The organism is Citrobacter sp. Cb031, from assembly GCF_030336725.1.
Classification (GTDB): domain Bacteria; phylum Pseudomonadota; class Gammaproteobacteria; order Enterobacterales; family Enterobacteriaceae; genus Citrobacter; species Citrobacter braakii.
In genome coordinates this window covers 59542-71332 of the sequence record NZ_JAOWDA010000033.1, presented here as the reverse complement: position 1 = coordinate 71332, position 11791 = coordinate 59542, and the positions used below count along the sequence as shown (strand labels likewise).

At 51.4% G+C, this 11791-nt stretch carries 11 protein-coding genes; all 11 read left to right on the top strand.

Annotated elements, in window-relative coordinates; translation table 11 throughout:
- Positions 1-116 precede the first annotated feature (116 nt).
- A complete protein-coding gene (gene ispC / locus OGV93_RS14085; protein WP_046275346.1) occupies positions 117-1313 on the top strand; it encodes a 1-deoxy-D-xylulose-5-phosphate reductoisomerase in 1197 nt (398 codons plus the stop codon).
- A gap of 312 nt (positions 1314-1625) precedes the next feature.
- Positions 1626-2384, top strand: coding sequence for a (2E,6E)-farnesyl-diphosphate-specific ditrans,polycis-undecaprenyl-diphosphate synthase (gene ispU, locus OGV93_RS14080; RefSeq protein WP_003018543.1), 759 nt, complete (start codon positions 1626-1628; stop codon positions 2382-2384).
- Positions 2385-2396: 12 nt separating this feature from the next.
- On the top strand, positions 2397-3254 hold the full coding sequence (gene cdsA, locus OGV93_RS14075) for a phosphatidate cytidylyltransferase (RefSeq protein WP_016151762.1): 858 nt from the start codon (positions 2397-2399) through the stop codon (positions 3252-3254).
- Positions 3255-3265: 11 nt separating this feature from the next.
- Positions 3266-4618: a sigma E protease regulator RseP gene (gene rseP, locus OGV93_RS14070; RefSeq protein ID WP_016151763.1), complete on the top strand. Its 1353-nt coding sequence runs from the start codon at positions 3266-3268 to the stop codon at positions 4616-4618.
- 29 nt (positions 4619-4647) lie between these two features.
- Entirely contained in the window at positions 4648-7062 is a 2415-nt protein-coding gene (bamA, locus tag OGV93_RS14065; protein WP_016151764.1) for an outer membrane protein assembly factor BamA, read from the top strand.
- A 122-nt stretch (positions 7063-7184) separates the two neighbouring features.
- The gene (gene skp / locus OGV93_RS14060) at positions 7185-7670 is read left to right on the top strand and encodes a molecular chaperone Skp (protein ID WP_016151765.1); all 486 of its coding nucleotides are present in this window, start codon (positions 7185-7187) and stop codon (positions 7668-7670) included.
- A 3-nt stretch (positions 7671-7673) separates the two neighbouring features.
- Positions 7674-8699: a UDP-3-O-(3-hydroxymyristoyl)glucosamine N-acyltransferase gene (gene lpxD / locus OGV93_RS14055; RefSeq protein WP_003018531.1), complete on the top strand. Its 1026-nt coding sequence runs from the start codon at positions 7674-7676 to the stop codon at positions 8697-8699.
- 103 nt (positions 8700-8802) lie between these two features.
- Positions 8803-9258, top strand: a complete 456-nt coding sequence (gene fabZ, locus OGV93_RS14050; RefSeq protein ID WP_003018528.1) for a 3-hydroxyacyl-ACP dehydratase FabZ — start codon at positions 8803-8805, stop codon at positions 9256-9258.
- Positions 9259-9261: 3 nt separating this feature from the next.
- Complete coding sequence (gene lpxA, locus OGV93_RS14045) at positions 9262-10050, top strand: acyl-ACP--UDP-N-acetylglucosamine O-acyltransferase (protein WP_003018525.1); 789 nt, start codon at positions 9262-9264, stop codon at positions 10048-10050.
- Complete coding sequence (gene lpxB / locus OGV93_RS14040) at positions 10050-11198, top strand: lipid-A-disaccharide synthase (RefSeq protein ID WP_003829168.1); 1149 nt, start codon at positions 10050-10052, stop codon at positions 11196-11198. Before lpxA ends, lpxB begins: the two co-directional genes overlap by 1 nt.
- Positions 11195-11791: a ribonuclease HII gene (gene rnhB, locus OGV93_RS14035; protein ID WP_019078405.1), complete on the top strand. Its 597-nt coding sequence runs from the start codon at positions 11195-11197 to the stop codon at positions 11789-11791. Before lpxB ends, rnhB begins: the two co-directional genes overlap by 4 nt.

Sequence of the window (11791 nt, the reverse complement as noted above, 5' to 3'; positions counted from 1 at the left end):
AGGCGGCGACGCAGGGCATCCCCGGGAGCGTACACCCGTGCGTGACAGGGGTGAACGAGGAGAGCCAACGTACATGCAACTTGAAGTATGACGAGTAAAATTCTTCTGGATGTCTGATGAAGCAATTAACCATCCTGGGATCAACCGGTTCCATTGGTTGCAGTACGCTGGATGTAGTACGCCATAACCCGGAAAAATTTCGCGTTGCTGCGTTGGTGGCGGGTAAAAATGTCGTCCGTATGGTTGAGCAATGTCTGGAATTTTCTCCTCGCTATGCGGTAATGGACGATGAAAAAAGCGCTGCGTTGGTAAAAGCAGCTCTGCTGGAGCAGGGCAGTCGTACTGAGGTTATGAGCGGGCAGCAGGCTGCCTGTGATATGGCTGCGCTGGATGATGTTGATCAGGTTATGGCGGCGATTGTCGGCGCGGCGGGCTTGCTACCGACGCTGGCGGCAATCCGCGCGGGCAAAAGCATTTTGCTGGCGAATAAAGAGTCTCTGGTGACCTGCGGGCGTCTGTTTATGGACGACGTGCAACGCCACAAAGCACAGCTTTTGCCGGTAGATAGCGAACATAACGCGATTTTTCAGAGTTTACCGCAACCTATCCAACACAATCTGGGATACGCTGACCTTGAGCAAAATGGCGTCATTTCAGTTTTGCTTACCGGGTCTGGTGGCCCTTTCCGTGAAACGCCATTGCGCGATCTGGTTTCTATGACCCCCGATCAGGCATGTCGTCATCCGAATTGGTCGATGGGACGAAAAATCTCTGTCGATTCAGCCACCATGATGAATAAAGGTCTGGAATACATTGAAGCGCGTTGGTTATTTAATGCCAATGCAAGCCAGATGGAAGTGCTGATTCACCCGCAGTCGGTTATTCATTCGATGGTGCGTTATCAGGATGGTAGCGTTCTGGCGCAGTTGGGGGAACCTGATATGCGTACACCTATTGCTCATACGATGGCATGGCCAGAACGAGTGACGTCCGGCGTTAAGCCTGTCGACTTTTGCAAGCTCAGTGCGTTGACGTTTTCCGCACCTGATTACCAGCGTTATCCATGCCTGAAACTGGCGATGGACGCGTTTGAGCAAGGGCAGGCGGCGACGACCGCTTTGAACGCAGCGAATGAAATTACCGTTGCCGCATTCCTGGCGCAGCAGATCCGATTTACCGATATTGCTGACCTGAATTTATCCGTACTGGATAAGATGGATTTGCAGGAGCCACAGAGCGTTGATGACGTGCTGAAGGTTGATGCTATCGCGCGGGAAGTCGCCAGAAAAGAAGTGATGCGACGCTCAAGCTGATGATAATCCCTCCTCGGAGAATCGCGCTATTTGTTAGCGTTGGGCTTCAGTGATATAGTCTGCGCCACTCGATCGCGGGTATTTGTTTTTTTTCGGTCGGGTAAGCCGTGGTTTGACACGGCTTTTTTGTGGATGCACAAAATCATTCAGGTTGCATCAAGGTGGCAAGTGGATGAGTCCCCTGGAGCATACAAAGAGTATGTGACTTGGGCGAAAATCACAGCCGACGAAGGAGCAGCCTGAAGGATGAAGCGCAAAAGGCTTCAGTATTCCTGAGTACCGTATAATCCTTTCAGGGACTAAAAACGCGTTATGTTGTCTGCAACTAAACCATTAAGCGAAAATTTGCCAGCACATGGTTGTCGCCATGTAGCAATTATCATGGATGGCAATGGCCGCTGGGCGAAAAAGCAAGGGAAGATTCGCGCCTTTGGACATAAGGCCGGAGCAAAGTCCGTCCGCCGGGCTGTCTCTTTTGCTGCCAATAACGGTATTGATGCGTTAACGCTGTATGCCTTTAGCAGTGAGAACTGGAACCGACCTGCGCAGGAAGTGAGCGCGTTAATGGAGCTGTTTGTGTGGGCGCTTGATAGCGAAGTGAAAAACCTGCACCGCCATAACGTACGTCTGCGTATTATCGGGGATATCAGTCGATTTAACTCACGTTTGCAAGAACGGATTCGCAAATCAGAAGCGATTACCGCCCAGAATACCGGGTTGACGCTAAATATTGCAGCGAATTACGGTGGACGGTGGGATATAGTCCAGGGAGTCAGACAACTGGCACAACAGGTGCAGGATGGTCTGCTGCGTCCAGAGCAAATCGATGAAGAGATGCTGGGGCAGCAAATTTGTATGCATGAACTGGCTCCTGTGGATTTAGTGATAAGGACTGGGGGAGAGCATCGAATTAGTAATTTTCTGTTGTGGCAAATTGCCTATGCCGAACTTTACTTTACGGATGTTCTCTGGCCCGATTTCGATGAACAAGACTTTGAAGGTGCGCTGCATGCCTTTGCTAATCGTGAGCGTCGTTTCGGCGGCACCGAGCCCGGTGATGAAAAAGCCTGATGGGGGTCGCTTTTGCTGAAGTATCGCCTGATTTCTGCTTTTGTTTTAATACCCGTTGTCATCGCGGCGCTGTTTTTGCTGCCGCCGGTGGGGTTCGCCATTGTTACGCTGGCCGTCTGTATGCTGGCCGCCTGGGAATGGGGACAGTTAAGCGGTTTTACCACGCGTACGCAGCGAGTCTGGCTGGCTGTTTTGTGCGGGCTATTGCTGGCACTGATGCTATTTTTGTTGCCGGAATACCATCGCAATATTCATCAGCCGCTGGTTGAAGTATCGCTGTGGGCGTCGCTGGGCTGGTGGGTCGTGGCGCTGTTACTGGTGCTGTTTTATCCCGGCTCTGCGTCGGTCTGGCGTAATTCCAAAACATTACGCATAATTTTCGGCGTGTTAACCATAGTCCCTTTCTTTTGGGGAATGCTGGCGCTACGTGCATGGCACTATGATGAGAATCATTATAGTGGCGCGCTATGGCTGCTGTATGTCATGATCCTCGTCTGGGGAGCGGACTCGGGTGCCTATATGTTTGGTAAGCTGTTTGGCAAACATAAGCTGGCGCCGAAGGTTTCTCCTGGTAAAACCTGGCAGGGTTTTATTGGCGGACTCGCTACTGCTGCCGTGATCTCATGGGGTTATGGCATGTGGGCGAATCTTGAGGTTGCGCCTGTCACCTTGCTTATTTGCTCCATCGTTGCAGCCCTGGCCTCCGTGCTGGGTGATCTGACCGAGAGTATGTTTAAGCGTGAAGCAGGTATTAAGGACAGTGGTCACTTAATACCAGGACATGGCGGTATTTTGGATCGTATTGATAGCCTGACGGCTGCGGTACCGGTCTTTGCCTGCCTGTTGTTACTGGTATTCAGGACGCTCTAACGGATGGTCTTATGCTGAGTATTCTCTGGAATCTGGCTGCATTCATCGTTGCACTTGGTGTGCTTATCACCGTGCATGAATTTGGTCATTTCTGGGTTGCACGGCGCTGCGGAGTCCGCGTCGAACGCTTTTCCATTGGCTTTGGAAAAGCGCTTTGGCGGCGTACCGATAAATCAGGTACGGAATACGTCATCGCCCTGATTCCCCTCGGCGGTTACGTCAAAATGCTGGATGAGCGCGCTGAACCGGTCGCACCGGAGCTGCGCCATTACGCTTTCAACAATAAAACGGTTGGACAACGCGCAGCCATCATCGCCGCAGGTCCGATTGCCAACTTCCTTTTTGCTATTTTCGCGTATTGGCTGGTGTTTATCATCGGTGTCCCTGGCGTTCGTCCGGTTGTTGGTGAAATAACACCCAACTCGATTGCCGCACAGGCGCAAATTCAGCCGGGTACGGAACTAAAAGCGGTTGATGGTATCGAAACCCCTGATTGGGATGCCGTGCGATTACAACTGGTATCCAAAATTGGCGATGAACATACGACTCTCAGCGTGGCGCAGTTTGGCAGCAACCAGCGGCAGGACAAAACGCTGGATTTACGCCATTGGGCATTTGAGCCAGACAAAGAGGATCCTGTTTCCAGTTTAGGGATTCGCCCACGCGGTCCGCAGATTGAATCGGTGCTGTCAGAAGTGCAGGTAAACTCCGCTGCAAGTAAGGCGGGTTTGCAAGCTGGCGACAGGATCGTTAAAGTCAATGGTCAGCCGCTGACGCAATGGATGACGTTCGTGACGCTGGTGCGCGATAATCCGGATAAGCCGTTAGCGCTAGATATTGAAAGACAAGGAAGTTCCTTGTCTTTAACGTTAACCCCAGATTCAAAACAGGTTAACGGGAAGGCAGAGGGTTTTGCGGGCGTGGTGCCTAAAGTTATTCCTCTGCCTGATGAGTATAAGACTGTACGCCAGTATGGGCCATTCAGCGCCATCCTCGAAGCCTCGGATAAAACGTGGCAGTTGATGAAGCTGACGGTCAGTATGCTGGGAAAATTGATTACCGGTGATGTAAAACTGAACAACCTCAGTGGGCCGATTTCTATCGCCCAGGGGGCTGGGATGTCAGCGGAATTCGGGGTTATTTATTACCTGATGTTCCTTGCGCTTATCAGCGTGAACTTAGGGATAATCAACCTGTTTCCGTTGCCCGTTCTTGACGGGGGGCATCTGCTGTTCCTGGCGATTGAAAAGCTGAAGGGCGGTCCGGTATCCGAGCGGGTTCAAGACTTTAGTTATCGCATTGGCTCTATCTTGCTGGTGTTGTTAATGGGGCTTGCACTTTTCAATGATTTCTCTCGGTTGTAAGAGAGTGTTAGGAAGAACGCATAATAACGATGGCGATGAAAAAGTTGCTCATAGCGTCGCTGCTGTTTAGCAGCGCCACCGTATACGGTGCTGAAGGGTTCGTAGTGAAGGACATTCATTTCGAAGGCCTACAGCGAGTCGCCGTTGGTGCGGCTCTCCTCAGTATGCCGGTGCGCACAGGCGACACGGTTAATGATGAAGACATCAGTAATACCATTCGTGCTCTGTTCGCCACCGGTAACTTTGAGGATGTCCGCGTCCTGCGCGATGGTGATACCCTTCTGGTTCAGGTAAAAGAACGTCCGACGATTGCCAGCATTACTTTCTCCGGTAACAAATCGGTGAAAGATGACATGCTCAAGCAAAACCTCGAGGCTTCTGGTGTGCGTGTTGGCGAGTCTCTGGATCGCACCACGCTAGCCGATATCGAAAAAGGGCTGGAAGATTTCTACTATAGCGTCGGTAAGTACAGCGCCAGTGTGAAAGCGGTGGTAACGCCGTTGCCGCGTAACCGCGTTGACCTCAAGCTGGTCTTCCAGGAAGGCGTTTCGGCGAAGATCCAACAGATCAATATCGTCGGCAACCATGCTTTCTCGACCGACGAACTGATCTCTCACTTCCAACTGCGTGATGAAGTGCCGTGGTGGAACGTGGTGGGCGATCGTAAATACCAGAAACAGAAACTGGCAGGCGATCTTGAAACCTTGCGCAGTTACTATCTGGATCGCGGTTATGCTCGCTTCAATATCGATTCCACCCAGGTTAGCCTGACGCCGGATAAAAAAGGTATCTACATTACCGTTAACATCACTGAAGGCGATCAATACAAGCTTTCAGGGGTACAGGTGAGCGGTAACCTGGCTGGGCACTCCGCCGAAATTGAGACCCTGACCAAAATCGAGCCAGGCGAACTCTATAACGGCACCAAAGTGACCAAAATGGAAGATGATATCAAGAAGCTTCTGGGTCGCTATGGCTATGCCTATCCGCGCGTACAGTCGCAACCTGAAATCAACGACGCCGACAAAACCGTTAAATTACGCGTAAACGTGGATGCAGGTAACCGTTTCTACGTGCGTAAGATTCGTTTTGAAGGTAACGACACCTCTAAAGATTCCGTTCTGCGTCGCGAAATGCGCCAGATGGAAGGTGCCTGGTTGGGTAGCGATCTGGTCGATCAGGGTAAAGAGCGTCTGAATCGTCTGGGTTACTTTGAAACTGTCGATACCGATACTCAGCGTGTACCGGGTAGCCCGGATCAGGTTGATGTGGTCTATAAGGTTAAAGAGCGTAACACCGGTAGCTTTAACTTCGGCGTTGGTTACGGTACTGAAAGCGGCGTGAGCTTCCAGGCTGGCGTTCAGCAAGATAACTGGTTAGGTACCGGTTATTCAGTCGGGATCAACGGCACCAAAAACGACTATCAGACCTATACTGAGTTGTCTGTCACCAACCCATATTTCACCGTTGATGGGGTGAGCCTTGGTGGTCGCGTTTTCTACAATGACTTTAAAGCGGATGATGCAGACCTGTCCGACTATACCAACAAAAGTTATGGTACTGACGCAACGCTCGGCTTCCCGATCAACGAATACAACACCTTGCGTGCGGGTGTGGGTTATGTGCATAACTCCTTGTCTAACATGGATCCACAGGTTGCAATGCAACGTTATCTGGTTTCAATGGGTAAGGATCCTGACGCTGATAGCTTTAAATCAGACGATTTCACCTTCAACTATGGGTGGACATATAACAAGCTGGACCGTGGGTACTTCCCAACGGAAGGTACGCGTGTCAACCTGAACGGTAAAGTAACCATTCCGGGTTCTGACAACGAATACTACAAAGCGACGTTGGATACCGCGACCTATGTGCCGATCGATGACGATCACAAATGGGTTGTTCTGGGTCGCACGAAGTGGGGCTATGGTGACGGCATCGGCAGCAAAGAGATGCCGTTCTACGAGAACTTCTATGCCGGTGGTTCCAGCACCGTGCGTGGTTTCCAGTCCAACACCATCGGTCCAAAGGCTGTCTATTTACCGGCTAATCGTTATAACAACGATAGCGATTACGATAACGAATGTGACGCCACCAATACTTCACCGTGTAAATCGGATGATGCGGTAGGCGGTAACGCCATGGCTGTCGCCAGCCTGGAATTTATTACCCCGACGCCGTTTATCAGCGACAAGTATGCCAACTCGGTCCGTACCTCATTCTTCTGGGATATGGGTACCGTTTGGGATACGAACTGGGATTCAGCTAAGTACTCTGGTTATCCGGACTACAGCGATCCGAACAATATCCGTATGTCAGCGGGTATCGCTTTACAATGGATGTCCCCATTGGGGCCGTTGGTTTTCTCCTACGCCCAGCCGTTCAAAAAGTACGATGGAGACAAAGCGGAACAGTTCCAGTTTAACATTGGTAAAACTTGGTAATTGTTCTTCGCAAAGGAATGTAGTGGTAGTGTAGCGATGACTTTAGGCGATCTTGCATGGGATCGCCTGGCCACGCAAAGAACTGTACCTTCGGGTGCAAATGGGATGGTAAGGAGTTAATTGTGAAAAAGTGGTTATTAGCTGCAGGTCTCGGTTTAGCGATGGCAACGTCCGCACAGGCTGCTGACAAAATTGCAATCGTCAACATGGGTAGCTTGTTCCAACAGGTTGCACAGAAGACGGGCGTTTCTGCTACGCTGGAAAACGAGTTCAAAGGCCGTGCCAGCGAACTGCAGCGTATGGAATCTGATCTGCAATCTAAAATGCAGCGTCTGCAATCCATGAAAGCGGGTAGCGATCGTACCAAGCTGGAAAAAGACGTCATGGCTCAGCGTCAGACTTTCTCTCAGAAAGCTCAGGCTTTTGAGCAGGATCGTGCGCGTCGTTCCAACGAAGAACGTGGCAAACTGGTTACTCGTATCCAGACAGCTGTGAAATCTGTTGCTAACAGTCAGAGCATCGATCTGGTTGTTGACGCAAACACCGTTGCATACAACAGCAGCGATGTAAAAGACATCACCGCTGACGTACTGAAACAGGTTAAATAAGTAATGCCTTCAATTCGACTGGCTGATTTAGCAGAGCAGTTGGATGCAGAATTACACGGTGATGGCGATATCGTCATCACCGGCGTAGCGTCCATGCAATCTGCGCAAACTGGCAATATCACGTTCATGGTAAATCCTAAGTACCGTGAACATTTAGGCGTATGCCAGGCCTCTGCCGTTGTGATGACGCAGGACGATCTTCCTTTTGCTAAGAGTGCTGCGCTGGTAGTGAAGAATCCCTACCTGACCTATGCACGTATGGCGCAAATCTTAGATACCACGCCGCAGCCCGCACAAAACATTGCACCGAGTGCAGTGATCGATGCGACGGCGAAGCTGGGTAATAATGTTTCTGTGGGCGCAAATGCGGTCATTGAGTCTGGCGTAGAACTGGGCGATAACGTCGTTATCGGCGCAGGCTGCTTCGTCGGAAAAAATACTAAAATCGGCGCAGGTTCACGCTTGTGGGCGAATGTGACGATTTACCACGACATTCAGATCGGTGAGAATTGCCTGATCCAGTCCAGCACTGTCGTCGGATCTGATGGATTTGGTTACGCGAACGATCGCGGTAACTGGGTGAAGATCCCGCAGCTTGGTCGCGTGATTATCGGCGATCGCGTCGAGATAGGCGCTTGTACCACCATTGACCGTGGTGCGCTGGACGATACTGTGATCGGTAATGGTGTTATCATTGATAACCAGTGCCAGATTGCGCATAACGTTGTGATTGGCGACAATACGGCGGTAGCCGGTGGCGTCATTATGGCGGGTAGCCTGAAGATTGGCCGTTACTGCATGATTGGCGGCGCCAGCGTGATCAATGGGCATATGGAAATATGCGATAAAGTCACGGTTACTGGCATGGGTATGGTGATGCGTCCTATCACCGAACCTGGCGTCTATTCCTCAGGCATTCCGCTACAGCCCAATAAGGTATGGCGTAAAACAGCTGCACTGGTGATGAATATTGATGATATGAGCAAGCGTCTCAAAGCGATTGAGCGCAAGGTTAATCAACAAGACTAAAGCACCGTTTTTGCATGTCTGACTTTTCGGCCTGTCCCATTCATACGATTGCGACAGGCCGTGTTATTATTGCCTTTTAGTATATTTTGACAGGAAGAGTATTTTGACTACTAACACTCATACTCTGCATATTGAAGAGATTTTAGAACTTCTGCCGCACCGTTTTCCGTTTCTGCTGGTTGACCGCGTGCTGGATTTTGAAGAAGGTCGCTTTCTGCGCGCAGTGAAAAATGTATCTGTTAACGAGCCTTTCTTCCAGGGCCACTTCCCGGGTAAACCTATTTTCCCAGGCGTACTGATTCTGGAAGCAATGGCGCAGGCCACCGGTATCCTCGCGTTTAAAAGCGTAGGGAAACTGGAACCAGGTGAACTGTACTATTTTGCGGGTATTGACGAAGCGCGCTTTAAGCGTCCTGTCGTGCCAGGCGATCAGATGATCATGGAAGTGACTTTCGAGAAAACGCGCCGCGGCCTGACCCGTTTTAAAGGGGTTGCGCTGGTCGACGGTAAAGTTGTGTGCGAAGCAACGATGATGTGTGCCCGTAGCCGGGAGGCCTGATACGTGATTGATAAATCCGCCTTTATTCACCCAACTGCCATTGTGGAAGAAGGCGCCAGCATTGGCGCTAACGCTCACATTGGCCCATTTTGTATTGTTGGACCCCATGTTGAAATTGGTGAGGGTACCGTACTGAAGTCTCACGTTGTCGTGAATGGCCATACAAAAATTGGTCGCGATAACGAGATCTATCAGTTTGCCTCCATCGGTGAAGTTAACCAGGATCTGAAATATGCTGGCGAACCGACCCGCGTGGAAATTGGCGATCGCAACCGCATCCGCGAAAGCGTCACCATTCATCGTGGCACAGTGCAGGGCGGTGGAGTGACGAAGGTGGGCAGCGATAACTTACTGATGATTAATGCGCACGTCGCGCATGATTGTACGGTAGGCAACCGCTGTATTCTGGCGAATAACGCCACGCTTGCCGGGCATGTATCGCTGGATGATTTTGTTATCATCGGCGGCATGACTGCGGTGCATCAGTTCTGCATCATCGGCGCGCATGTGATGGTTGGCGGCTGTTCTGGCGTTGCTCAGGACGTGCCTCCATACGTTATCGCCCAGGGCAACCACGCAACGCCATTTGGCGTCAATATCGAAGGTCTGAAGCGTCGTGGGTTCACCCGCGAAGCGATTACCGCGATTCGTAATGCCTACAAAGCGTTGTACCGTAGTGGTAAAACGCTGGAAGAAGTGAAACCGGAAATCGCGGAACTGGCGAAACAATACCCTGAAGTTCAGGCTTTCAGCGACTTCTTTGAGCGCTCAACGCGTGGTCTGATTCGTTAATGACTGAGCAGCGTCCTTTAACGATTGCCCTCGTCGCCGGAGAAACCTCCGGCGATATTCTTGGTGCAGGGTTAATCCGTGCACTCAAGGCTCGCGTTCCCAATGCGCGTTTTGTTGGCGTGGCGGGTCCGCTGATGCAGGCCGAAGGCTGTGAAGCCTGGTACGAAATGGAAGAGCTGGCGGTAATGGGCATTGTTGAAGTGCTCGGACGCCTGCGCCGGTTACTGCATATTCGCGCCGATCTCACTCGCCGATTTACCGACTTAAAGCCGGATGTTTTCGTCGGTATTGATGCGCCTGATTTCAATATTACCCTCGAAGGGAATTTGAAAAAGCAGGGCATTAAAACCATTCATTACGTCAGCCCCTCTGTGTGGGCCTGGCGACAGAAACGCGTTTTCAAAATAGGCAGATCCACCAATATGGTGCTGGCCTTTCTGCCTTTCGAAAAAGCGTTTTATGACAAATTTAACGTCCCGTGCCGCTTTATCGGTCATACCATGGCAGATGCCATGCCGTTGGACCCGGATAAAAACGCGGCTCGCGATGTTCTGGGTATTCCCCATGACGCTCACTGCCTGGCGCTATTGCCAGGAAGCCGTGGCGCAGAAGTGGAGATGCTCAGCGCCGATTTTCTGAAAACGGCGCAGTTGTTACGCCAGCATTATCCAGATCTCGAAGTGGTAGTGCCGTTGGTGAATGCCAAACGTCGCGAGCAGTTTGAGCGCATTAAAGCTGAAGTTGCACCGGAGCTTTCCGTACATCTGCTTAATGGGATGGGACGTGAAGCGATGGTTGCCAGCGATGCCGCACTGCTGGCTTCCGGCACCGCTGCGCTGGAATGTATGCTGGCAAAATGCCCGATGGTGGTTGGCTATCGTATGAAACCTTTCACCTTCTGGCTGGCGAAGCGTCTGGTGAAGACCGATTACGTTTCGCTACCTAACCTGCTGGCGGGAAGAGAACTGGTTAAAGAGCTGTTGCAGGAAGAGTGCGAACCGCAGGCGCTGTCGCAAGCGCTGTTGCCGTTGCTGGCGAATGGCAAAACCAGTCATGCGATGCACGACACATTCCGTGAACTGCATCAGCAGATCCGTTGCAACGCTGATGAGCAGGCGGCGGATGCGGTCCTGGAGTTAGCGCAATGATTGAATTTGTATATCCGCATACGCATTTAGTGGCGGGTGTAGATGAAGTTGGACGTGGTCCTTTGGTCGGCGCGGTCGTCACTGCCGCCGTCATTCTGGATCCGGCTCGCCCTATTATCGGTCTTAACGACTCAAAAAAACTGTCGGAAAAACGTCGCCTGGCGCTATTCGATGAGATTAAAGAAAAAGCGTTAAGCTGGAGCCTGGGGCGTGCGGAACCACATGAAATCGACGAGTTGAATATTTTACATGCCACTATGCTGGCCATGCAGCGTGCGGTTGCGGGTCTGCATATAGCGCCGGAATACGTACTGATCGACGGCAATCGTTGCCCGGCATTACCGGTGCCATCGCTGGCGGTGGTAAAAGGTGATAGCCGTGTGGCGGAGATTAGCGCGGCGTCGATACTGGCAAAAGTTACACGTGATGCTGAAATGGCGGCCCTGGATACGGTGTTCCCGCAGTATGGCTTTGCACAGCACAAAGGCTATCCAACCGCTTTTCATCTGGAAAAGTTGGCAATGCATGGCGCAACAGAGCACCATCGCCGTAGTTTTGGCCCCGTCAAACGCGCACTGGGACTCACGTCCTGA